Source organism: Streptomyces sp. DSM 15324, from assembly GCF_001514285.1.
Lineage (GTDB): Bacteria > Actinomycetota > Actinomycetes > Streptomycetales > Streptomycetaceae > Streptomyces.
Genome location: NZ_KQ949028.1, coordinates 442,919 through 466,703 on the forward strand (window position 1 = coordinate 442,919; position 23,785 = coordinate 466,703).

Annotated in this window: 15 protein-coding genes, 1 tRNA gene and 1 riboswitch; of the genes, 7 read left to right on the plus strand and 9 right to left on the minus strand. The window is 74.5% G+C overall.

The genetic code is table 11. The annotated features are described in order from the left end of the window. Positions 1-76: 76 nt before the first annotated feature. Genes AQJ58_RS21635 through AQJ58_RS21660 form a run of 6 tightly spaced genes read right to left on the minus strand, consistent with a single transcriptional unit; the run spans position 77 to position 15,100 of the window. Positions 77-1,144 (minus strand): class I SAM-dependent methyltransferase, encoded by a 1,068-nt coding sequence (locus AQJ58_RS21635; protein WP_067252444.1) that lies wholly within the window; start codon positions 1,142-1,144, stop codon positions 77-79. Beyond that, positions 1,141-2,301, minus strand: coding sequence for a glycosyltransferase (locus tag AQJ58_RS21640; RefSeq protein ID WP_067252445.1), 1,161 nt, complete (start codon positions 2,299-2,301; stop codon positions 1,141-1,143). Before AQJ58_RS21640 ends, AQJ58_RS21635 begins: the two co-directional genes overlap by 4 nt. Continuing rightward, positions 2,298-3,104: an alpha/beta fold hydrolase gene (locus tag AQJ58_RS21645; RefSeq protein ID WP_067252447.1), complete on the minus strand. Its 807-nt coding sequence runs from the start codon at positions 3,102-3,104 to the stop codon at positions 2,298-2,300. The genes AQJ58_RS21640 and AQJ58_RS21645 overlap by 4 nt, the downstream gene beginning before the upstream one ends. A 3-nt stretch (positions 3,105-3,107) precedes the next feature. Continuing rightward, the gene (locus AQJ58_RS21650) at positions 3,108-3,416 is read right to left on the minus strand and encodes an acyl carrier protein (RefSeq protein ID WP_067252449.1); all 309 of its coding nucleotides are present in this window, start codon (positions 3,414-3,416) and stop codon (positions 3,108-3,110) included. Continuing rightward, a complete protein-coding gene (locus tag AQJ58_RS21655; RefSeq protein WP_267892077.1) occupies positions 3,413-8,122 on the minus strand; it encodes a type I polyketide synthase in 4,710 nt (1,569 codons plus the stop codon). Before AQJ58_RS21655 ends, AQJ58_RS21650 begins: the two co-directional genes overlap by 4 nt. A gap of 3 nt (positions 8,123-8,125) precedes the next feature. Next, positions 8,126-15,100 carry a type I polyketide synthase gene (locus AQJ58_RS21660; RefSeq protein WP_067252451.1) on the minus strand — a complete coding sequence of 2,325 codons (6,975 nt, stop codon included), beginning with the start codon at positions 15,098-15,100 and terminating at the stop codon, positions 8,126-8,128. 660 nt (positions 15,101-15,760) lie between these two features. Between AQJ58_RS21660 and AQJ58_RS21665 the strand changes: the two genes are divergently transcribed. Both AQJ58_RS21665 and AQJ58_RS21670 read left to right on the plus strand, forming a co-directional pair. Next, on the plus strand, positions 15,761-16,957 hold the full coding sequence (locus tag AQJ58_RS21665; protein ID WP_067252453.1) for a serine hydrolase domain-containing protein: 1,197 nt from the start codon (positions 15,761-15,763) through the stop codon (positions 16,955-16,957). A gap of 91 nt (positions 16,958-17,048) precedes the next feature. Beyond that, positions 17,049-17,122, plus strand: a tRNA-Pro gene (locus tag AQJ58_RS21670). 64 nt (positions 17,123-17,186) lie between these two features. Here the strand turns inward: AQJ58_RS21670 and AQJ58_RS21675 are convergent. Continuing rightward, complete coding sequence (locus tag AQJ58_RS21675) at positions 17,187-17,801, minus strand: TetR family transcriptional regulator (protein WP_067252455.1); 615 nt, start codon at positions 17,799-17,801, stop codon at positions 17,187-17,189. Positions 17,802-17,858: 57 nt separating this feature from the next. Here AQJ58_RS21675 and AQJ58_RS21680 point away from each other — a divergent pair, with 57 nt between their 5' ends. Together AQJ58_RS21680 and AQJ58_RS21685 are read left to right on the plus strand one after the other, a co-directional pair. Continuing rightward, positions 17,859-18,554: a class II aldolase/adducin family protein gene (locus tag AQJ58_RS21680; RefSeq protein WP_067252456.1), complete on the plus strand. Its 696-nt coding sequence runs from the start codon at positions 17,859-17,861 to the stop codon at positions 18,552-18,554. Further along, positions 18,551-19,480: a carbohydrate kinase family protein gene (locus AQJ58_RS21685; protein ID WP_067252457.1), complete on the plus strand. Its 930-nt coding sequence runs from the start codon at positions 18,551-18,553 to the stop codon at positions 19,478-19,480. The genes AQJ58_RS21680 and AQJ58_RS21685 overlap by 4 nt, the downstream gene beginning before the upstream one ends. A gap of 99 nt (positions 19,481-19,579) precedes the next feature. Here AQJ58_RS21685 and AQJ58_RS21690 read toward each other — a convergent pair whose 3' ends face one another. Continuing rightward, a complete protein-coding gene (locus tag AQJ58_RS21690) occupies positions 19,580-20,425 on the minus strand; it encodes an NAD(P)H-binding protein (protein WP_067252459.1) in 846 nt (281 codons plus the stop codon). A 148-nt stretch (positions 20,426-20,573) separates the two neighbouring features. On the opposite strand from AQJ58_RS21690, the gene AQJ58_RS21695 reads away from it, so the two are divergent. Continuing rightward, complete coding sequence (locus AQJ58_RS21695) at positions 20,574-20,966, plus strand: winged helix-turn-helix transcriptional regulator (RefSeq protein WP_067252461.1); 393 nt, start codon at positions 20,574-20,576, stop codon at positions 20,964-20,966. 4 nt (positions 20,967-20,970) lie between these two features. Here AQJ58_RS21695 and AQJ58_RS21700 read toward each other — a convergent pair whose 3' ends face one another. Further along, positions 20,971-21,891 carry a MerR family transcriptional regulator gene (locus AQJ58_RS21700; RefSeq protein WP_067252463.1) on the minus strand — a complete coding sequence of 307 codons (921 nt, stop codon included), beginning with the start codon at positions 21,889-21,891 and terminating at the stop codon, positions 20,971-20,973. 253 nt (positions 21,892-22,144) lie between these two features. On the opposite strand from AQJ58_RS21700, the gene AQJ58_RS45405 reads away from it, so the two are divergent. Then, entirely contained in the window at positions 22,145-22,267 is a 123-nt protein-coding gene (locus AQJ58_RS45405) for a putative leader peptide (protein WP_267892078.1), read from the plus strand. A 143-nt stretch (positions 22,268-22,410) separates the two neighbouring features. Beyond that, positions 22,411-23,307: a glutathione S-transferase C-terminal domain-containing protein gene (locus AQJ58_RS21705; RefSeq protein WP_067252465.1), complete on the plus strand. Its 897-nt coding sequence runs from the start codon at positions 22,411-22,413 to the stop codon at positions 23,305-23,307. Positions 23,308-23,372: 65 nt separating this feature from the next. Further along, positions 23,373-23,482, plus strand: a riboswitch (SAM riboswitch). Positions 23,483-23,785: the final 303 nt, after the last annotated feature.

Consider the following 23,785-nt stretch of genomic DNA (forward strand, 5'->3'; position numbering starts at 1 on the left):
CGTACCGTCAATCGCCAGGATTCCTGTTGATCCGGTGGGCCTGAAGCTAGCACGGCGGAACCCGTCTGCCCAGCCGTCAGTCGCGGCGGGCCACGATCCGGTACGCGTTGGACACGCCCAGTCGGTGCGCCAGCGGCCGGACGGCGAACCGGTCGAGCAGCGTGGCCGCGATCAGCGCCGGGACACCCGCGAGCAGCAGCGCGGCCCGTAGCGCCCGGCGCGGCGCGCCGGGCCGTGCGGGCAGCCAGGGCGCGTCCTCGCGCGGCGCCGCGTGGTCCAGCGCCAGCCAGACGGCGGCCAGCAGATCGACCGGATCGTGCGGCTCGGCGTGCTGCTCCGCCACCACCGTGAAGCCCAACTCGGTGAGCCGGTCCCGCAGATTGCGCACCGGCACCAGATGCAGGTGCTGCGGCTGGAGCCAGGGCAGCCACCAGCGGCCCAGCAACCGGGCGTAGCGGCTCTCGGGGTCGGGGACCTCGATCAGCAGGTGCCCGCCCGGCCGCACCGCCTCCCGCGCGGCCCGCAGCTCACGGTCGGGGTCGGTGCTGTGCTCCAGGTAGTGGAACATGCTCACCACGTCGTAACGGGCGGCCAGTTCGGGCGCCAGGTCCGGGAAGCTGCCCCGGTGGCCGTGCGCCACCCGGCCCTCCCGCGCGGCGAGTTCGACGCCGTCGGTGAAGTCCAGTCCGTCGAACACCGTGTCCGGCAGCACCTCGCGCGCCGCCGCGCAGAAGTGCCCGTGCCCGGTGCCCACGTCCAGCCAGGCCTTCGGCGCCACGTCGTACGGCAGCATCGACTCCGCCCGGTTCCGGTACATCGCGCTCCGCGCCCCGAACGTGTCCCCGAGCTTCTTCTCGCCGAGGCCGTCGTAGAAGTCCCGGTAGTAGAACTCCAGTCCCTCCGCGCTGAGCCGGGGGTTCTGGAACACGTGCCCGCACCCCGCGCAGCGGTCCAGGACGAACCGGCCCGGCTTGTGCTGGAGCAGATCGGTGGTGCGCAGCCTGGTGGTGAGCTCCTCGCCGCCGCACCACGGGCAGCTGGTGCGGCGGGGCTCCAGGAACCTCTCCACACCGGCGGCGATGTCGGCCTGGTAGCCGGGGCGCAGCGCGGCGACACGCTCGCCCGGCCGGGTCTCGTCGGTCATGCGGACTCCCTTGCCAGCTTCTCGAGGTGGTCCGCGGCGGCCGGTGCGCCGCCCGCGGCGCGGAACGCCGAACCGATCCGCTCGGCGGCCGCCCGGTGGGCCGGCCCGTGCAGTACGGCGTCCAGGGCGGCGCCCAGCCGCTCCGCCGTGACCCGGCCGAAGCGCACCCGCACCCCGGCACCGGCGTCCACGACCTGCCCGGCGACCACCGGCTGGTCGTCCCGGATGGGCGCGACGACCAGCGGGACGCCGTGCCACAGCGCCTCGCACACCGTGTTGTGCCCGGCGTGACACACCACCGCGTCCACCCCCCGCCGCAGCAGGGCGAGTTGGGGCACGGACGGCACCACCAGCACGTCCTTGTCGTCCGTGGCGGCGCCGAGCGTGCCGCCCGGGTCGACGATCAAGGCCTGGACCCGGTCGGCCCGTTCACGCAGCGCGGTGCGGCACACGTCGAGGAACCGCCCGCCCGCATCGGCGTTGGCGGTGCCCAGACTCACCAGCACGGTGGCCCGGCCGGCATCGAGCCACTCCCAGGGGAAGCCGGGCGTCTCGGGGCGCGCGGTGACCGAGGGGCCGACCCAGCGGACGCCCTCGGCCGGGCCCGCCAACTCCGGTGTGCTGAAGGCGAGCACGAGGTGCGGGGAGAACCGCGGGTCGGTCACCCGCAGCGGATCGCCGATCGCGGCGCGCAGTGCGGCGAGCCGCCCGTCGACCCACTCCCGCACCTTGGGCAGTCCGGCCAGCGGGTCGGTGAACTCGGCCGAGGTCGTCGCCGAGGTCGCCCAGGGCAGGCCCAGCCGCTCGGCGGTGAAAGCCCCCGCGAACGCCTGCTGGTCGGCCACCACCACATCCGGCCGGAACTCCCGGACGGCCGCCCGCACACCCGGCGCCATCGCCTCGGCCAGCGGCAGCAGGTACCACTCCCACAGGAACTTCAGCGCCTCGGGGCCCCGCAGCCCGGCGGGCCGCTCGCCCGGGCCGGTCCCGGCGCACGCGAGGACGACCGCGTCGGCGCCCGCGAGCCGCGCCACCAGCTCCGGCTCCGGGCACACCCACGCCACCCGGTGTCCGCGCGCGACCAGCTCGGCGGCGACCCCCACGGTCGGGTTCACGTGCCCGACCAGCGGCGGCACGACGAACAGGAACCGGCTCACCGGGCCGCCGCCCGCAGGGTCTCCTCCACCAGGGCCAGGACGTGCCCGCCCACCGTCCCCGACGCCTCCACCAGCACGGAGTGCTCATGACCCGGCACGATCACCGTCCGGCAGTCCGGCAGCGCCCGCTCCAGCCACGCCGCCTGCGCGGCCAGGTCCGAGTCGCCGCCGTACACCGCGAGCACCGGGCAGCGCACCGCCGCCAGCTCGTCGGCGCTCAGTACCCGGCTGGCGGGGATGTCCCGGCCGAGTGTCGTCTCGCGGGCCAGCCGGGCCGCGCCCTTGGCCAGCCGGGCCGTGTTGTGGCCCCGGTGGGCGCTGATCCAGGCGAGGGCGTCGGGCTCGTTGTGCGCGAGCTGGGTCATGACCCGGCGCAGGATGCCGTCCAGCTTCTCGGCCCAGGCGGCGGTGGCCGGTTCGGACTCGATCAGGGCCACGCAGGCCGCCCGCTCCGGATGCCGGGCCGCGTAGCCGAACGCGACGGTGCCGCCGTAGGAGTTGCCGACCAGATGCACCGGCCCGGACACCCCCAGCCGGTCGAGCAGCGCCTCCAGGTCGTCGATGTTGTCGTCCAGGGTGTAGCCCTCGGCCGGGCGCCCGCTGCGGCCGTGACCGCGCAGGTCGTACATGACGACGTCGAGGCCGGCCGCCGCGAACGCGGGGGCGACGGTGAAGTAGTAGCTGGCCAGGCTGTCGGTGAGCAGACCGTGCACCAGGACGACGGTGGCGTCGGCCGGGCGGCCCCCGCCGGGACCGAGCCGCTGGACGTGCAACCGGACGGCACCGGTGTCGACCATCGCCATGGCTCAGCTCTCCCCCGCCGCCTTCAGACTGGTCACCACGTACTCGACGAGCCGGCCCACGGTCAGCTCGATGATCTCGTCGAACTCCATCCCGGCCAGGAACTCGGCGAAGTTGACCCGGTCGCCGTACCGCTCCTGGAGCAGTCCCGCCAGGGTCACCAGGTCGATGCTCTCCAGCTCCAGGTCGCGGTTGAAGGTGGTCTGCATGCCGATCTCGACGTCGTCGAGGCCGTACTCGTCCTCCAGGAGCCGCGCGAGCATGCCGGTGAGGTCGGCGAGGACGTGCTCCTCGTCGGCGGTGACGGGGGTCATCGGTCGTACTCCTTCGATGGGGACGGTTCCGCGGGCACCGGGGCGGGGCCCGCGGTCCAGGCGACGACGTACTGCCGGGCGGGCAGGGTGGGCGGGTTGGCGACGGGCTCGCAGTGCACGGTGTAGGCGCGCTCCAGACGTCCCGAGACCGTCAGTCGCCGGCCGTCCGGACTCGCGTCCCGCACGGTGAAGTCCCGTGGCCGGCCGCCGAATCCGGTGCCCTCCGCCTTGGCGACGGCTTCCTTCGCCGCCCAGAAGCGGGTGAACCAGAGCGCCTCGGAGACCGCGGGGCTGGCGGGGCTGGCGGGACTGGCGGGGTGCCTGGAGTCTGCGGGGTCCGCGGGGTCCGCGGGGTCCCTGGGGTCCGCGGGGTCCCTGGGGTCCGTGGGGTCCTCCGTGACCGACGACAGCGTGCGCAGCAGCCGGAGTTCGTCCGGGCCCAGGGCCGCCGCGAGCGTCTCCGGGGTGCGCGCCGTGACCTCCTCGATGTCGATGCCGGGGCCCGGTCCGGGGGTGTGCGGGCGGACGATGGCCACGCCCGCCTCCGCGCAGTGCGCCAGGGAGACGTCCAGCGGGGGCAGGTCCCGCCCGTGCACCCCGGTGACGTACGGGCGGCCCGACGCGTCGTTCTCCACCCGGAGTTCGGCCGGGAAGACCGGGCCCTCGCCGCCGTCCCACAGCCACCGCCGTACGGCGTCCTTGACGGCGATCCGGCCGAGCAGCCACTGCCGGCGCCCGCGCGGGGCGTGCGTCGCGTACGCGTCGCGTTCCCGGCCGCCGAGCGAGTTGCGCATGATCAGCTCGCGGGAGGCGAGGTCCGGCCAGCGCTCGTGCAGCAGCGTCCAGCCGCCCGGCCGGGACTCCGAGAGGGTGTGGCGCTCAGGGAAGCGCTCGACAGGGCGGGTTTTCGGGTCGTTGTCGAACCGGCGGTCCTGCCAGCCGTACAGCTCGGCCCAGACCGTGCCGTCGACCGTGAGCTGGACGTCGGCCTCCAGGAAGGTGTCGGTGAGCGAGGTGATCCGGACGAGGCACGCGACCTCCGTGCCGGGCGCCGGGTGCGGCCCGTAGAAGCGCATCTCCCGCATGCCGACCGGGAAGACCACGGTCCGCTCCGTCCGCGTCGCCATGATCCAGTAGCCGAGGATCTGACCGACGTTGTCCAGCAGCGCGCCCGGCGCGGGCGGCGTCGTGATGACCCCGCGCACCTGCCGGTCGCCGATCGCGGTCAGCTCGGTGACGCCCCGGAACGCGGGGCCGTGGAACATCCAGCGTTCGTCGTAGAGCTGGGCCGCGGTGTGTTCGGGGACGCGTTCGGCTGTGCCGGCCGGCCAGGGGGCCGGGGGCGGCGACGGGTGGGAGGCGGCCAGTTCGACCGTGGCACGGGCGCGCGGACCGAACGAGACGGCCATGCGGTCGGGACCCTCCGGGACCGCCGTCACCGGTACGTCGACGGGCGGGGTGGCGGTGAGCCACTCCTCGAACCGCGCGCCGTGCACGGCGACCGGCACCGTGCCGGGGGCCGCCTCGGCCGCCGCGTCCATGAGGTGCCGCACGATCGTCGTCGCCGGCACCACCGGCCACCGGTCGGCCACGTCGGGCCAGCCGGGCCGCTGCGGGAAGAAGCAGTGGTCGAGGAGGTACGGCATGGTGTCGGGGGAGACCCGGACGGTGGTGCGGCGGGGGGCGAGCGCCCTGGGGGCGGGGCGCCGGGCCGAGGGAGCCATCAGGGCCGCGGCCGTGTCCGCCGTCTCGCGCATGAGGGCGGTCAACTCGGCGGCCAGCGGCGAGTGTGCGGCGAGCACGTCCAGGGGCGAGGGGCCGCCGGCGCCGGCGCCGGTGCCGGTGCCGGTGCCGAGCCCGGCGCGGAGCCCGGCGAGTCGGTCCGGCGGCAGCGACACGAGGGCGCCGCCCAGGTCGAGCCGCACGGGGGACCGTCGTGGCGGTGTCCGCAGGGGGCGGTGCGTCAGCGCGGGGGCCACGTCCGCCCCTGCCGTCCACACCGCCGTGGCCACCCTGCGCAGTTGAGCCAGGCCCGAGCGGTGGGGGGAGTTGGCGGCGACGACCAGGTGGTCCTGTCCGCCGAGGGTGTCACCGACGAGGGAGCCGAGCTGACCGGGCCCCGCCTGGACGAACACCCGGTGTCCCGCCGCGTACAGGGCCTGCGCCAACTGCCGGAAACGCACCGGCTCCAGCAGGTGCCGTACGAACAACTTCCGCACGTCCGCCTCCCCTTCGGGGAAGGGTGCGGCGGTCGTCCCGGACCAGACGGGCGTGTGCGGCGCCTGGAGCCGGAACCGGTCGGCGGCCTCCTGGATCGGGCCGAGGTGGGGCGCCAGCATCGGCGTGTGGAAGCCCGACCGGAACGGCAGCACCTGGCTGAGCACCCCGCGGGAGCGGAACACGCGGACGAACTCCTCGACCGCGGCCTGCGGCCCGCACACCATGGACTGGCCGGGCGCGTTGTCATGGGAGAGGACGAGTCCGGCCCCGGCCCGGCCCTCCTCGCGCAGGGCCGCCAGCACCCGTTCGGCGGAGGCGCCGATCGCGCCGAAGGCCAGCCCGGGGACCGTCACCGTACCGGGGTCGAAGCCCGCCATGAAGGCGTCGACCTCGTCCCCCGCGTACAGTCCGCCCGCCGCCATCGCCGTCCACTCGCCCACGCTGTGCCCGGCGACCGCGTCCGGCACGATCCCGGTGCGCCGCAGCGCGGTGTCGAGGAGCCGGCCCACGGCGACGACACCGAAGCCGTGCCGGCCGACGTCCTGGGCGTCCCCGTCGGCGAGTTCCGGGGCGGGCAGGCCGAAGTGGGCGGCGATGTCGTCGACCCGGGGCGTGAAGTCGCCCTCCAGACCGGGGAAGAGGAACGCCAGCTTTCCCTCTCCGGCCCCCAGCAGCGGTCCCGGCCGGAACCAGACGTCGGTGCGGCCGTGCCAGGCGCGCCCCTTGCCGACGGCGCGACGGGCCAGCGCGAGCCGCTTGGCGGTGGGGTCCACGATCCCGACCCGGGCCGGGCCCGCGTCCGGCTGCGGGCGCGCGGGGTCGAGCCCGGCGGCCCGCAGGGTGACGTCGTCGGCCTCCAGCAGGGCGGCGAGCGCCGCGGGGGAGTCGGCGGCGAACAGGAGGATCCGCTCGGGCTCGGTCACCTCGGTGCGCGAGGGGGCGGCGGGGGAGGCGAGGGAGGCGGGGGAGACGCTGGAGGCGGGTGAGACAGGGGAGGCGGCATGGACTGCGGTCGTGGGGCCGGACATCGACCCGGCTCCCCGCCGTGCCCCCGGCGCCTCCTCCAGCACCACGTGCGCGTTGATCCCGCCGAACCCGAACGCGTTGACGGCGGCCCGGCGGACCGGCTGCCCCGGGCCGGTCTCCCACTCCGCCGCCTTCTCCAGGGTGCGGAAGCGGGTGCGGGCCAGGCCCGGATGCGGGTCGTCGCAGTGGAGGGTGGGCAGCAGGGTCGCGTGGTGGACGGCGAGGGCGGCCTTGACCAGTCCGGCGACACCGGCGGCGGGCATGGTGTGCCCGATCATCGACTTCACCGAGCCCACGACCGCGTCCCGTCGGCCGTCGCCCGGTCCGAACACCTCCGCCAGCGTGCTCAGTTCGGCGCCGTCACCGGCCGGGGTCGCCGTCCCGTGCGCCTCCAGCAGCCCGAGTGCGCCGGGCGCCGCGGGGTCGAGCCCGGCGGCTCGCCACGCCTGCCGTACGGCCGCGGCCTGGCCGCCGGGATCGGGGTTGACCAGCCCGGCCGCCCGGCCGTCGCTCGCCACCCCGGTGCCCCGGATCACGGCGTAGATCCGGTCGCCGTCCCGTTCGGCGTCGGCCAGCCGTTTCAGTACGACGACCCCGGTGCCCTCACCGATGAGGATGCCGTCGGCGTCCCGGTGGAAGGGGCGGATCCGCTGGCTCGGGGACAGGGCGCGCAGTTGGGAGAACACGCTCCACAACGTGATGTCGTGGCAGTGGTGGACGCCTCCCGCGAGCATCAGGTCGCAGCGCCCCGAGGCCAGTTCGCCGACCGCCTGGTCCACGGCGACCAGCGAGGACGCGCAGGCGGCGTCCACCGTGTACGCCGGGCCGCGCAGATCGAGCCGGTTGGCGACCCGGGAGGCGGCGAGGTTGGGCACGAGCCCGATCGCCGCCTCGGGGCTGTCCGGCCCCAGCCGCTCGGTGAACGCCTCCCGCACGCGGGCGAGTTGGCCGTCGGTGAGGTCGGGCAGCAGCTCGCCCAGCGTCCGCACGAGCTGTCCCGCCGTACGCACCCGCTGGTCGAGCCGGGCCAGGGCGGGGGTGAGGTAGCCGCCCCGGCCGAGGACGACGCCGACGCGCCCTCGGTCGGGGAGCCGGTCCGTGCCGCCCGCGTCATCGAGGGCAGCGGCGGCCACGTGCAGGGCGATCAGCTGGTCGGGCTCGGTGCCGGCCACCGAGTTCGGCATGATCCCGAACCGGGTGACCTCCACCTGCGCCAGCCCGTCCACGAACCCGCCCCTGCGGGCGTAGACCCGGTCGGCGAAAGCCGGTTCGCCGGCCGTGCCGGGCCGGTAGTAGTCGGCGTCCCAGCGCCCCTCGGGCACCTCGCCGATCGCGTCCACGCCGTCCCGCAGGTTCCGCCAGTAGGCGTCCAGGTCGGCGGACCCGGGCAGCAGCACCGACATGCCGACGATGGCGACCGGCGCGTGACGCGCCGTCGAGGGCGCGGGGGATGACGTCACCGGTCACCAGCCCGAAGCGGTGTGGACCACGGCCGTGACCGACGGGTCGCCCCACGCCAGCTCCCGCAGCAGCGCCGCGGTGCCCTCCTCGGGGTCGATGAGCCGGATGCCGCGCCGGGCGTACTCGCGGGCGAGGTCCGCCCCGACCATCCCGCCGTGACCGGGCGCGGGCGCCCAGGGGCCCCAGTGCACGGTCACCGCACGCCGTCCGGTGCGGGCGGCGAAGGCGGCGCCGAGCGTCTCCAGGGCGTCGTTGGCGGCGGCGTAGTCCACCTGCCCCCGGTTGCCGAGGACGGCCGAGATGCTCCCGAACAGCACCGTGAACGCGGGCGCGGACGGCAGGTCCTCCAGCGCCGTGAGCAGCGCGTCCCCGCCGGTCGCCTTCGTCGCGTAGACCCGCTGGAAGGACTCGGCGCTCTTCTCCTCGATCAGCCGGTCCTCGATGATCCCGGCCGCGTGCACCACGCCGTCGAGCCGGCCGTGCTCGGCGTGGATCTCCTTGACCGCCTGCACCACCGCCTCCGGCTCCCGGAAGTCGACCGACCGGTAGCGCACCCGGGCTCCGAGCGCGCCGAGTTCGCCGAGTGTCGCGGTGATCTCCCGCTGGGCCAGCAGGAGTTCGGCGGTGCGGTTGATCTCCGCAGGCTTCAGTCCGCCGCGCGCGGCGAGCACGGACCGCAGTTCGGCCGTGGTGCGCGCGCCGGCCGTGTCGGAGGACTCGGGGCCGTCCGGCGCGGGCGTCCGGCCGAGGAGTTCCAGCCGGCAGCGGGCGGCGCCGGCGAGCGCGGCCGCGAACTGCGCGGTGATGCCCCGCGCCCCGCCCGTCAGCACCACCACCGAGTCCTGGTCCAGCCCCAGCGCGGCCGCCTCCGCGACCCCGTCCCCGGCCGGTCCGGCGCCGGTGCTGCCGAGCGCCCCCAGCGGCTCCTCCACCAGCTCGAAGCCGTACCGTCCGTCCTCCGCCCGCACCACCACCGGCGTCCGGTCGGCTGCCACCGCCTCCTCGACCACGGCCCGCGCGACCGCGTCCGGCGCGGCGTCGGCCAGGTCGACCAGCCGGGCGAGCGTCCGCGGGTACTCGCGAGCCACGGTGCGGAACAGCCCGCGCAGGCCGGCCGAGCGGGCGTCGGGGGCCCCGCCGTCCAGGTGCCGTACGGCCAGCAGCCGGGCAGGACCGCGCCCGAGGGCCGCCTTGAGCACGCCGAACGCGTCGGGCAGCACCGGCACGTCGTCCCCGGGCCCGGCGAGCGCGCCGAGGTACAGCACCCCGTCCACCGGCCCGTCCGCCTCGGACAGCGCGTGGTCCCGGGCGTGTACGACGACCTCGGCGCCGTGGGCCGCGAGGCGCGCGGCGGCCTCCGGGGCGTCCCCGAGGACGACCCAGCGGGTGCCGGCGAGCACGGCGGCCGGGTCGGCCGCGGCGGAGTCGAGCAGGACCGGCCGCAGCACATGCCGCCGGGGCGGCTCACCGGTGACCTCGTCGACGGGGCCGGGCGTGCTCGCGGCGGCGGGCCGCGAGGTCCTCGGGGCGGCCGGGCGGGACGGCTCCACCGCCTCCGGACCGGACGTGTCCCTCGGCTCCGGTCCCGGTCCCGCCGGGGCCGGACCGTCCAGCCGGGACCGCAGCCAGTCCGTCACCGCGGCGGCCGTCCGGGCCTTCGCCAACTCCTCCAGCTCGGCGTCCTCCAGCGCGCTGAGGTCGGCCGCGCCCCCGCCGCCCAGGCGCTTGGCCAGCTCCCCGGCGATCTCGGCCCGTTTGATGGAGTCGATGCTGAGGTCCGCCTCCAGATCGAGGTCCGGTTCGATCATGTCCACGGGGTAGCCGGTGCGCTCGCTGATGATCTCCAGGACCACCTGCTGGACGTCCGTGTCACCGGCGGGAGTGTCAGCGGCGGGAGCCTCGGCGGCGGCAGCGGGAGCCGGCTCCGGGACGGCGAGGACGGCCGGGACCGCCGCCGGGGCCGGTGCCCCCGCGAGGGCGGCCACCGCCGGGAGCACCTCGGGCCGGGTCCCGGTCTGCGGCGCGAGCGGCGCCGGAAGCTGCGCCCCCGGTGTCGCCCCGAAGTAGGTGAGCAGCACGTCCCGTTGGGCCGCGATCATCTCCCGGCTGGTGCGCAGGAACTCGGAGACCAACGCGTCCCGGTCGGAGGGGACGCCGTGCGGGGGGTTCGTCGTCACAGTCGGCACAGTCCTTTCGGCGGGGTCCGCTACGCGTCGGGCGGGGGCGAGCGCGCCGGGCAGCAGGGCGCCGGAGGCGGTGCGGACCAGGTGCCCGTTCACCGTCCAGCCGGGCCGCTTCGGAGCGGGGGCGTGGACGGCGTCGACGGCGTCCCGGCCGCGCAGCAGCTCTCCGGTGCGCACCGGCAGGCCCGCCACGGCGAGCCGCGCCAGCGCGTCCAGCCAGCCGCTCAGCCCGGCACCGGGCCGGGGCTCGCAGGCCACCGTCCGGTGCGGCCGGTCGCCGAGGATGCGCCCCACCAGCCGGGTCAGCACGGACCCCGGACCGGCCTCGACGAAGACCCGCGCGCCCGCCGCGTACATCGCCTCGATCTGCTCGGCGAAGGCGACCGGCGCCCCGATCTGCGCGGCGAGTTCGGCCCGTACGGCGTCCGGGTCGGCCGGATAGGGGGCGGCCGTGCGGTTCGCCCACACCGGGAACTCGGGTGCGTGCACCGGCCGTTCGGCGAGCACCTCGGCGAAGCGGTCACCGGCCGCGGCGACGAGCGGGCTGTGGAAGGCGCAGGCGACCGGGATCCGTTTGGCCCCGAGGCCCGCCTCGCGCAGCAGCCGTACGGCGTCCGCGACCGCGTCGGTCGGGCCCGAGATCACCGTCTGCTCGGGCGAGTTGCGATTGGCGAGGACGACCGCGTCCGCCACCCCCGCCGCCCGCAGGGCCCGGGCGGTCTCCTCGGCGCCCGCCACGACGGCGGCCATGGTGCCGGGTTCCGGACCGGCACCGGCGGCGGCGTCCAGGATGGCCGCCGCCCGCTCGACGCTCAGGTCCAGCAGGGTGTCGGGATCGAGGGCGCCGGCCGCGCACAGGGCGACCAGCTCGCCGTAGCTGTGCCCGGCGGCCATGTCCGGGCGCACCCCGGCCGCCGTGAGCACGGCGTGCGCGGCGAGCCCGGCCACACCGAGGGCGGGCTGGGCGACCCGGGTGTCGGTCAGGGCGGCCCGCTGCCGCTCCCGTGCCGCCTCGTCGAAGGCCGCCGCAGGGTACAGCGCGTCGGCATGGGCCCGGCCGAGTTCCAGGTAGGGGCGCAACGCGGGGAGGGCCACGAAGAGTTCGCCGAGCATGCCGGGGTGCTGGCTGCCCTGGCCGGGGAAGAGGAAGGCGACCGCGCCGTCCTGCGGGTCGTGCGCGTGCAGCCCGTGCCGCGGGTCGTACGCGCCGCGCAGGGCCCGCCGGAGCTTGCCGACGAGGTCGTCGACGTCCGTCGCCACGACCGCGATCCGCACCGGATCGCCGCTCGCGTCCGCCCGCCGGGCCGCGCCGAGCGCCAGGTCGCGCAGCCGCCACGGCCGGCCCTCGGCCTCCGCCGCGCGCAGCAGTTCCCCGGCCGCCCGGTGGGCCGCGGCCTCGTCCCGGCCCCGGAACAGGAACAGCTCGGCCGGCCAGGCGTCCAGGCCCCGTACCGGCGGCGCGCCGTCCGCGTAGGCGCTCAGCACGGCGTGGAAGTTGGTGCCGCCGAACCCGAACGCGCTCACCCCGGCAAGGCGTTCCGCGGCGGGTGCCGCCCACGGCCGGGCCTCGGCGTGGAAGGCGAAGGGGCTGTCGTCCCCCTCCCAGGCCGCGTTGGGCGCCACGACGTGCAGGGTCGGCGGCCGGACACCGGTGTACAGCGCCAGCAGCGCCTTGATCATCCCCGCCAGTCCGGCCGCGCACTTGGTGTGCCCGATCTGCGACTTCACCGAACCGAGTACGCAGGCACCGGCCGGCGTCCCGGCCTCGCCGAACACCTCGCCGAGGATGCGCAGTTCGGTGCGGTCGCCGACCACCGTTCCGGTGCCGTGGGCCTCGACGAGTCCGACGTCGGCCGGGGAGACGCCCGCGTTGCGGTACGCCCGCTCCAGTGCCGAGCGCTGGCCCTCCGGGCGGGGGGCGGTCAGCCCCAGGGAGCGGCCGTCGCTGGAGGCGCCGAGGCCCTTGATGACGCCGTAGATCCGGTCGCCGTCGCGTTCGGCGTCCGCGAGCCGTTTGAGGACGACGCAGGCCACGCCCTCGCCGAGCGCGATGCCGTCCGCCGAGCCGTCGAAGGCCCGGGAGCGGCCGGTGGGGGACAGGGCGTGGACGGAGGAGAACAGCACGTAGTCGTTGATGCCGTTGTGCAGGTCCGCACCGCCGCACAGCACCACGTCGGAGGTGCCGCCGACGAGTTCCTTGCAGGCGACGTCCACCGCGGCGAGCGAGGACGCGCAGGCCGCGTCGACCGTGTAGTTGGCGCCGCCGAGGTCGAGCCGGTTGGCGATGCGCCCGGAGATGACGTTGGCGAGCATGCCGGGGAAGGAGTCCTCGGTGAGCCGGGGGAGCTGCTCCTCCAGTCCGGCGGGGACCTTGCCGTAGTAGGAGGGCAGCACGGCCCGCAGGGTGGCCGCGTTCGACAGGTCGCTGCCGGCCTCCGCGCCGAACACCACCGAGGTCCGCGCCCGGTCGAACTCCCGCCCGCCGTCGCCGTATCCGGCGTCCTCCAGGGCCCGCCGGGCGGCCTCCAGCGACAGCAGCTGCACCGGTTCGATGCTGCCGAGGGAGGCGGGCGGGATGCCGTAGCGCAGCGGGTCGAAGGGGATCGGCGGCAGGAAGCCGCCCCACTTCGACGGGGTGGAGTCACCGTGGTGGACGGCCGGGTCCCAGCGGTCGGCCGGGACCTCGCCGACCGCGTCGACGCCGCCGACGACGTTGGCCCAGAAGGTGGGCAGATCGGGGGCCTGCGGGAACATGCACGCCATGCCGACCACCGCGATGTCCAGCGGCGCCGGCGCCTCGGGCTCCGTGAGCCCCTCGGAGGTCGCCCCCCATTCGGCCGCCCGCAGGGCGAGATGGCCGGCCGCGCCGGTCGTCACGGACGCGTGCAGCGCGGCGAGGGTGGTGGTGGCCGAGCGCAGCACGGCCACCTCCCCGGCCATGAACATCCCCTCGGCGTACTGGCGTCGCTCGTCGACCGGGGTGAGCGTGCCCTCGCCGTCGCGGGTCACGCCCTTGCTGGCCAGGCGCAGCCGGCCCACGTTGAGGCGCTCCAGCTCCTCCCAGACCTGCCGCTCGGGCACGCCCTCGGCGCGCAGCCGCGCCTCCTGCGCGCGGAAGTCGGCGGCGAACGGGCTCGGTACGCACCGGGTGGCGTGGCCCGGCGCCGACTCCAGGAGCGTGGTGCCCTCGGCGGCCAGGACCTGGCGCTGGAACAGCGGGCGGATCGCGCCGTGCGTCACCGCCTCCTCGGTGAAGAGGTAGGCCGTCCCCATCAGCATCCCGACGGCCGCCCCACGCGCGGTCAGCGGGGCGGCCAGCGCGGCGACCATCGCCGCCGACCGCTCGTCGTGCACCCCGCCCGCGAAGAACACCTCCAGGTCCGAGCCGTCGGCCCCGGCCACATGGTCCTCGAGCACGGCGAGTTGGGCCTCCCAGAGCGGGAAGCTGCCGCGTGGTCCCACATGTCCGCCGCACTCCGAGCCCTCGAACACGAACCGGCGCGCCCCGGCCTGGAGGAACTGCCGCAGCAGCCCCGGCGACGGAACGTGCAGGAAGGTCCGGATGCCGTCCCGCTCCAGGGCCTGCGCCTGGGAGGGGCGTCCGCCCGCGATGACCGCGTGCGTCGGCCGCAGTTCCCGTACCGCCTCCAGCTGCGCCGCCCGGACCTCCTCCGGGGCGAAACCGAGCACCCCCACGCCCCAGGGCCGCCCCGCCACCGCCTCCCGGGTCGCCGCGAGCAGCTCCCGGGTCCGCGCCCCGTCCGCCAGGGCCAGCGCCAGGAACGGCAGCGCCCCCTCGGCCGCGACCGCTGCGGCGAAGGACGCCTCGTCGCTCACCCGGGTCATCGGCCCCTGCGCGAGCGGCAGCCGGGTGCCGAGCGCGGCGCTCATCGGCGACCGCGGTCCGAGCGCCCGTACGGCGGTGTCGTCGCGCAGGGCGTCCAGCACCGCCTCGCGCAGGGCCCGGACCGTACGCCGCGCGTCGCCCCAGCGGTCGGCGAAGCGGGCGGCCAGGAAGCCGTCCTGGCCCACCGGCAGCAGCTCGGTCCGCGGATCGCGGGCGCCGAGCAGCGCCGCCACCACCTCGGGCCCGGCGTCCTCGGGAACCAGGGGGGCGTCGGGGCCGCGCCGGCGCAGGACGCGGTGCCCGGCCAGGACGACGGTCTCCGAGCCGTCCATCGCGCGCAGGGCGGCGGCCGCCGGTCCGGGGAGCGCGGAGTCGTCGAGCAGGGCGAGCTGGCTGTCCAGGACGACACCGGCCGCCCCGCCGGCCACCGCGGCGGCGGCCGTACGCGGACCGATCCCGCCGCACGCCCACACCGGCAGGGCGAGATCCCGGGCCGCGAGCAGCTGTTGGAGGAGGACGAAGGTGCCCAGCTCGCCGACCCGGCCGCCGCACTCGGAGCCCCGCGCGATCAGTCCGTACGCCCCCGCGCGCGCCGCCTCCGCGGCCCCGGCGTGATCGGTGACCTCCGCCAGCACGCGGTAGCGGCCCGCGACCTCCGCCACGGACCAGGGCGTGTCCGCGGCGAGCACCACGGTGTGCGGCCCGGCGTCCCCCGCGGGGAGGTCGGCGGGGGTGAGCCGGCAGCCCGGCCCGACTCTCACCCCGTAGGCGCCCGGTGAGGCGCGGCGCAGTCGCGCCAGCGCCTCGCGCGCTCTTCGGTCCCCGGGCCCCAGGTCGAGCACGCCGAGGCCGCCGGCCCGGCCGACGGCCAGGGCGAGCGGGGCGTCGGGCTCGCCGAACGGGGTGATGCCGATGATCATGTCCTCGGAACGCGCAGCGGACGCCATGATTCTCCGAATCAACGTGAAACCGCAGGGTGGGGGGTTCAGGACAGCAAAGGCGGTGCACCGCATTCGCGCGGGCACAGGTCACCGCGGAAGACGGGATCAAAACGCTTGCTCGAAACGCGTTGCAAGGTAGTGCTGTTATTACTCACCGGTCAACGATCGAACGATCGGCTGGTAACCAGCCGCAATGATTCGGACAGTCGTCGGCGGACGGCCGGGGGGAGGAAAACGGATGAATTCCTTTCGGGCCCGGCCCCGCCCCTTCGCCGCTCGTCATGCCGAAGCGTCGACACCTGAAAGGAAAATGCGTTTCTTGGGAGCGCTTGTCCGGATCGGAATGTGCTTTTCCCGGCCCCCGGCGGTCCGTGGATGACGGGCCGGGAAAATCTGTGTGTCGCGTGACGAGTGTCCGGGAAAGGTCGGGACGGGTCTTGACATGCGGAGATCCGCCGCCAAAACTGACATGACTGCGCAGTCAGGCTGCCCTCGGGAGGTCGTGGAACGGGCTGACTGCGCAGTCACACGCGAACGCGACAGGGCGTCCCGCTCGACGGAGCCGGTCGGGCCGGGGTGCGGCCAACTCCTCCGTCCGGGGCCGCGGGCGCGGCACCCGGAGTGTTGACGTGCGAGGGGGTACCGCCATCCACCCATAGTGCGCATATGACGCGTACCCGTACGGCGGTGCTGTGCGCCGCCGCCCTCCTCGCGGCCACCCTCCCGACGGCGGTCGCGACCGCCGCACCCGACCGCCCCCACCGCGCCTGCGTCACCACGCAGCACCCGCACGGCCGGGCGCGCGAGGTCCTCGACATCGTCCGCAAGGCCAGGAAGGACCTCGACCTCAAGGCCGCCCTGGTCAAGGTCACCGTGGGCGGCCGCAACCTCTACACCGGCGCCGTCGGCGAGTCCATGACCGGAGTGCCGGCCACCCCCGCGATGCACTTCAGGACCGGCTCGGTCGCCATCGCCTTCATGGGTACGGTGCTCCTCCAGCTCGTCCAGGAGCACAAGGTCGGCCTCGACGACCCCGTCTCCCGCTGGCTCCCCGACCTGCCGCACGGCGACAGGATCACCCTGCGCATGCTCGGTGACTCCACCTCCGGCATCCACGACTACGTCCCCGACCCGGTCTTCCTGAAGAGGCTGTACGCCGACCCGTGGCGGCACTGGACCTCCAAGGAGGTCGTCGGGATCTCGCTGAGCCACCCCCTCTGGTACCGGCCCGGCACCAACTGGAGCTACTCGCACGCCAACTTCCAGCTCCTCGGCCGCGCCCTGGAGAAGATCACCGGCACCCCGCTGGACCGGCTGCTGCGCAAGCGCGTGTACCGCCCGCTCGGGCTGCGCAACACCGCCGCGGCCGAAACCGCCGTGATCCCCGAGCCCGTCCTGCACGCCTACGACGACGAGCGCGGCACCTACGAGGAGTCCACCTACTTCAACCCGTCCTGGACCACCGCCCCCGGCGCGGTCATCACCCAGGACGTCTGCGACCTCGCCCGCTCCGGCAAGGGCGTCGGGGCGGGCGAACTGCTCTCCCGCAGTTCCTTCCGCACCCAGCTCGACCCGGGCACGGTCGGCCTCGGCCACCCCACGAAGACGTGTCCGGCCACGGTCTGCCTGCCCATGACCGAGGACTTCCACTTCGGCGTCGGCGTCGTCGTCAAGAACGGCTGGGTCGTGCAGAACCCGTCCTTCTTCGGCTACGCGGCCGTGATGGCGTACGAGCCGCACCAGCGGCTCACCATCGCCGTGTCCACGACGGTGGGTCCCGACGCACCCGGCGGCAACACCGCCCAGACGGTCACCGAGCGGATCGCCGAACGGCTCGCCCCCCGGCACCCGCTGGCCGGCTGACCGGCCGCCACCGAGGCCCGACGCCCGCACCCGTCCGCGTACGGTAAGGTTTACCTGCGCGTTCCCGCAGCTCACCGCCGCGGCAGCGCGACGGGACGTGGCGCAGCTTGGTAGCGCACTTGACTGGGGGTCAAGGGGTCGCAGGTTCAAATCCTGTCGTCCCGACAGGGAGTCCGCTCCGTCGTCGTAGAGCAGGGCCCGTATCCACACCGTGGATGCGGGCCCTGTCTCAGTAGCGGGCCACGACCTCCGTGAGATAGCCGCGCAGCATCACCTTCGCCTCCTCCAACAGGGTCGCGTCACCGTCCGGGACCCGGCGAAACGCCTCCTGGGCGAGCGCGTCGGCCGCGAGGACGGCGGCGTGGCAGGCACGGGCGAGCGGCTCGTCGTCACGTACGACGTCCAGCGCGAGCAGCACCCGGCGGATCCCGTCGGCCATCCGCCGCTTGTGCTCACGGTCCGCCGCCCGGGTCCGCTCCGTCAGCCCGCTGCCGAACCACAGCGCCCGGAAACCGTGCTCCGTCCGGTAGATCCCGGCGTACGAGTCGATCAGCACCCCGACCGGATCCTCCCACCGCTCCACGGCCGCGGCCCGGACCAGGTCGTCCATGACGCCCTCCAGCCGGGAGAACCACCCCGCCGCGAGGGCGTCGATGATCGCGCCGCGATCGGGCAGGTACTGGTACAGCGAGCCCACGGAGACCTTCGCCTCCGCCGCCACCCGGGTCGTCGTCAGCGCCTCCACGCCCTCCTCGACCAGGATGCGCTCGGCGGCCCGCAGCAGCAGCGCCAGACGGGCCCTGCTGCGGGCCTGACGGGGGGTGCGGCGCAGAGGAGTGTCCAAGAACCGGCTCCGAACGTGAACGTGACTTTGTTTCACGTTTACGCTACCTTCGCGCCCATGACCGCCTCAAGCTCGACGCCGAGCCACGAGCGGGCCGCCGTCGCGGACGCCTGCCGGCGCCTGGGGGCCGAGGGCCTCCTCATCGGCACGGCCGGGAACGTGAGCGTCCGCGTCGACGACCGGGTCGCCATCACCGCGACCGGAGCGGTCCTCGCCACGCTGACCCCGGACCAGGTGACCGTGGTCGACCTCGACGGCAAGCACATCGAGGGGACCTACGAGCCGACCTCGGAACTCGAACTGCACCTCGGCGTCTACCGCCGCCACGGCAGTGGGGCGGTCGTCCACACCCATGCGCCGCAGGCCACCGCCGTGTCCTGTGTCCTCGACGAACTCCCCTGCATCCATTACCAGTTGCTCGCCCTCGGCGGTACGGTCCGGGTCGCGCCCTACGCCACCTTCGGCACCCCGGAGCTCGCCGAGTCGGTGCTCACCGCCCTGGAGGGCCGCAGCGCCGCCCTGATGGCCAACCACGGCGCGCTCACCCACGCCGTCACCCTCGACCAGGCCGTCGAACACGCCCTGCTCCTCGAATGGGCCTGCGGCGTCTACCAGCGCGCGGCCTCCATGGGCACCCCCCGCTTCCTGGACGAACAGCAGCAACTCGCGGTGATCGAGGCGGCCGTCGCCCGCAACTACGGAACCACCCGTCCCGTGCCACCCGCGCACGAGGAGAACAGGGGGAGCAGATGAAGGTCTTCACGATGGGCGTGCACGTCCTGGACGTCCTGGTCCGGCCGGTCGAGGAGATACCCGAGGGGCAGGGCGCGACCCTGGTCGAGGACATCCGGATGACCGCCGCGGGCACGGCCGGCGGCACCGCCCTCACCCTCGCCAAGCTCGGCGCCGAGGTACGCAGCGCCGGCGCGATCGGCAGCGACCCGACCGGTGACCTGCTGGTGCAGCTGCTGAACCGGGCCGGCATCGACACCGGGTTCCTCGTCCGCCGCACCGACACCGCGACCTCCGCCAGCGTCCTGCCCATCCGCCCCAACGGCGACCGGCCCTCGCTGCACCTGCTCGGCGCGAACATCACCTACGGCCTGGACGACGTGCCCTGGGACGCCCTCGCCGAGGCCACCCATCTGCACCTCGGCGGGCCCGAGTTGATCGGAGTGGACACCGCGACGCGGATCCTGTCGTACGCGAAGGAACACGGGGTCGTCACCTCCGTCGACCTGCTCGCGCCGGGAGTGCTCGGCAGCTTCGAGCAGATCGAGGCCGCGCTGCCCTACGTCGACCACTTCCTGCCCAACGAGGACCAGGTCCTCGGCTTCACCGGCGAGGACGATCTGCTGACCGGTGCGCGCAAGCTGCTCGCCGCCGGGGCGGGCGTCGTCGCCGTGACGCGCGGCGGCGACGGGGCGCTGGTGGTGAGCGCGGACGGGGCGGAGCCGGTGCCGGCGTTCGTCGTCGACGTGGTCGACACCACCGGGTGCGGGGACGCGTTCTCCGCGGGGTACCTGCGGGGGATCGGTCTGGGGCGTACGCCGGGTGACGCGGCGGTGCTGGGGAGCGCGGCTGCCGCGCTGGTCGCGCAGGGTCTCGGCAGCGATCACGGTGACTTCGACCTGGCCGGTGCCGATGCGTTCGCCTCGTCTGCCAAGTCGCATGCGTGAGGGCGTGAGGGCGGTGTGACGTCCCCGCCCCGGGCTCGGCGCTTCCCCGGACCTGCTCACCTCGGGTCCCGACTCCGAGGTGCGGGAACCGTCCAGTGCCTACCGGAAGGCGGCGATGTGGCGCTGGGCCCAGTCGGCGAAGGTGCGGGGCGCGCGGCCGAGGAGCCGCTCGACGTCGGGGCTGATGCGCTGCTCGGCGGGCGTGGGCTCACCCAGGATGGTCAGCGTGCTCTCGACCACGGGCTCGGGCATGAACCGCAGCATGTGCGCGCGGGCCTCGTCGCGGGACTGTTCGATGAACCGGACGGGTTCGCCGAGTACACCGGCAATCGTCTCGGCCCGCCGACGGGGCGTGCTGAGAGCGGGCCCGGTCAACTCGTAGGTCCGTCCGGCGTGGCCGTCCTCCCGCAGAGCCGTGGCGGCGACCTCGGCGATGTCGTCCGGGTCGATCGTCGGCAGGCCGATGTCGGCGAACGGCGCGGCGGCGGTCCTCCGGGTGCGGACCGACTCGGCCCAGGCGTACGCGTTGGAGTCGAAGCCTCCGGGCCGCAGGATCGTCCAGTCCAAGCCTGACTGCTCGACGGCGACCTCGATGGAGCGTCCCAGGTCCCCGTGAGCGGCCGAATGCGGTCGGGTCGCGACTCCTTGGGAGGACAGCAGGACGACCCGCCCGACGCCGCCGGCCTTGGCGACGTCGAGGATGTCCTGTGGCCTCAGCAGGTGCGCGCTCGGGCCGCCGCTTTGCAGGAACAGCGCGTCGGCTCCGTCGAAAACGGGCCGAAGGCTCTCAGGCTCGACCAGATCCGCCCGCGTGTACCGGACGCCCTCCGGTACGTCCGCGTCCGAGATACCGCGGGATGTCGCGGTCACCTGCGCACCGGCTGCCGCGAGGGCCTGCACGAGCGATCGGCCGACGTTACCGGTCGCACCCGTCACTACGAACATGAACAACTCCCGTGTCGATCAAGCATGGTTGTCGCCGCCCGAGCGGGCGACGCCGCCGCGGAGAGCTGCTCTCCGGGCGGCACGGGGACGCTAACACCGTCGATATAGTAGGTACCTATAGGAAAGTGACTATCCCGAAGGGGTATCCATGGCCGGCGACACTGACTGGGTCACAGCCGCATCGACCGCTCCGGAACTCGCCTGTCCCACCAGTGCGGTCGTGGACATCGTGTTCAGCCGGTGGACCACGCCGATCCTGTGGACCCTCCACGTGCATGGCCGGCAGCGGTTCGTCGAGCTGGAACGGCGGATCGGCACGATCACCCCGAAGGTGCTGACCCAGCGGCTGCGTCAGCTGGAACGCGACGGCATGGTCGTGCGTACGTACCACCCGGAGGTCCCCCCTCGGGTCGAGTACGAGATCAGCGACCTGGGCCGCAGCCTGGCCCCGCTCTTCGCGCACCTCGCCGCATGGGCTGCCGACAACCTGGACAAGGTCGAGCAGGCCCGGCACGACTACGACACCGTCCCACCCCGGTAGTGCGTCAGCGGACGGTGACTGGCCCAGAGTCCCGGGCGGACAGTTCTTCCGCCAGTTCCATACAGCGCAGGCGGGCTGGAGAGAAGTCGTAGGGCATCTTGCCGGTGGCTTCGAACATGCTCATCCGGTCGGCCTCCCGCCTGCCGGAGCCGAGGTCGGCCCCGCCCTCGCCGTCATCGGCGGTGGCAGGGTGCAACGTGTCCCAGGCGTCGAAGAGGGCATCGTCGTCCTCGGCCAGGCCGGACTCCTCGATGACGGCCCGCAGGGCACTTTCGAAGGCGTGCCGCTCGACGGCCACCTGAGCCACCCGTGGATCATCGACGGCGACACTGTCATCGAGTGCCTCCTCGGCGTCATCGATGCGGTCGGAATCCTCCCGCAGAGTGGGATGCGTGGCCAGGACGATGAAGCGGGTGGCCTGGACGGCCGCGCCGAGCGGGCCGAGGATCCGCTCGGTGACCAGCAGACTGTCCAGGTCCGCCTGACGCAGGGAGCCCTCGGGCAGGCTCTTGAGGCGTTCGGTGACGAAGTCGGAGAGCAGGCCCATCCGGCTGCCCTCGGTGCGCATCCGCTGCACGGCGGTCCGTTGCCGCCGCAATCGCGCCTCCTGCTCGGCGAGGGTTTCCTCCCATCGCTCCAGGATGCCCGCGATGCCTTCTCCGCTGTCCGCACCGGCGGAAGCCGTGCCGGTGGTGAAGGCGTCACGGATGTCGTCCAGGGCGATCCCGGCGTCGGCCATCCTGCGAATCCACAGCAAGCGGATCATGTCCTCGTACCCGTAGCGGCGGCGGTCGTCGCCGCCCCGCTCGGGCTCGGGGAGCAGGCCGATCTCGTGGTAATGGCGAATCGCCCGTGGCGTGCTGCCGACGAAGGCCGCCGCGTCACCGATCTTGACCTGACGGGGTGGCATGAAAGACGAACGCATGAGCAGGGACCCTTCCTCAAGGCATCGGGACGTAAGTCCACCGGACCACATGCCGCTACGGAAGGTGCAACCCGATAGAGGTGGGACCGGCGACGTACGACTCCTCGGCGGCACGCGCAGCCCGTCGTGCCGGGCCCGGGGGCCCGGACCGATCCGTCTCACCTGCCGTACTCACCTGGTGGACGCCCCCTTGACGTCCGCCGGGGGTGGATCGACACTCGATCCGGGAATCCTAGTGAACAGGTAGGGAAACATGGGGCGCCAGTATCCGGCCGTCGGCCGCACCAGCCGCACGACCTGGTCGTCGCCCCTCCTCACCTCCCGCCGTCACATCGACCTGCAGCGCGTCTGCAGCGCCATCAGCCTGCCGGGCTGAGCCGGGCCCCTCCCGCGCCGGACCGAGCGGCGGTGTCCGCCGACACCGCCCCGTCCCGCGTGTGAGGACGAGGGCCGTCTCCCTTTTCGCCGTCGCATCCGCCGCGCGCACGTCCGCCCGTGCGCCCGCCCCCGGGGAGAGTCATGTCCGTCACACCGCTGGCCGCCCACCCGTCCGCCCGCCCCGCCCCCGCCTTCCGGGGCCGCATCGGCCGGGACGCGCGCAGCGGGCACTACGCCGTGCCGCGCCGCTACCGGCTCCATCTGTCCACCGCCGACCCGGACGGACTGCGCATCGCCGTCACCCACGCCCTCCTCGGCCTCGACCGGGCCTGTCCGGTGACGTTCCTGCCCGCCGTCCCCGACTGTCCCGACGGCGGTCATGCACAGCTGCGCCCGCTCTACGACGCCAGCGCCCACCGCTACACCGGCCCGGCCCTCGCGCCGGTGCTCAGTGACGACTGGTCGGGCCGGATCGTCTCCACCCACGGCCCCGACATCGCCCGCGACCTGGCCCGCAGGTTCGCCGGCGGCCGGGCCGTGTTGTACCCGTGCGGCTCGGAGTCGGAGATCGAGGCCGTGGAGCGGATGTGCGCCCAGGGCATCGAGGAGGCGGCCCAGCGGGCCGGGGACGCGGGTGCCGACCCGGCCGGCCGGGCCGCCGCGCTCGACGCGCTGCTCGCCACGCTCGGCGTCCTGGAACAAGGGCTCGACGCGCAGCCGTACCTGATCAGCGATCAGATCACCGCGGCCGACGTCGAGTTGTGGGTGGCACTGGTCCAGCTGGACACCGTGCACCGGCACCACCTCGACGCCGACGCCGTGCGCCGCATCGCCGGACACCCCGCCCTGTGGGCCTACGGCCGCCGGCTGGCCGCCCACCCGGCCTTCGGCACGCACCTCGACCTGGAGGGCATCGCCCGGCGCCACCACGCCCGTTGCCAGGGCCTGGAAGCCGCCGGAGCCGCTGTCCAGATCCTGGACTGGGCAGCCCACGTGGCGGAGGGTGACAGCCTTCCTTCGCAGGTCAACCGGCCCTGAGTCGGTCCACCCCTTGGACGGCCGTTGACATTTGACTGGTCGACTGCCTTACTTGGAAGCAGAACGGTCATGAGCGTCAGCGACAAGCCCTGGCTGGCTGACCGGCAACCCTCGCTCCGCGGTGGGGTGCCCCAGGTGACGACCGGACCGGATGACGTTTCGGTAAGCGCGAGGCCCTCGGGGCCGGACAGTGATGGTGACGAGATGTACGCAGCTCCCAGGACGGCCGCACGCCGTCCCCAGGGCTGCGTACAGCCGTACGCGAACCTGTCGAACCTGTTCGCCGCCAACCGCGCCGTCGATCTGCTCCGCGTGAACAGCGCACTGTGTACCGCACCGGGCCGTGCCCGCTGTCGGGGCTGAGCTTCCCCCTTCTCGCTCCTCGTCCCGACCCCGCGTTCCTGACGGACACCGCCGAAGCGGTGTGCCGCCCACCGCCCCACCCCGGTTCCCCCGTACGCACCCGTGCGCCGCGCGC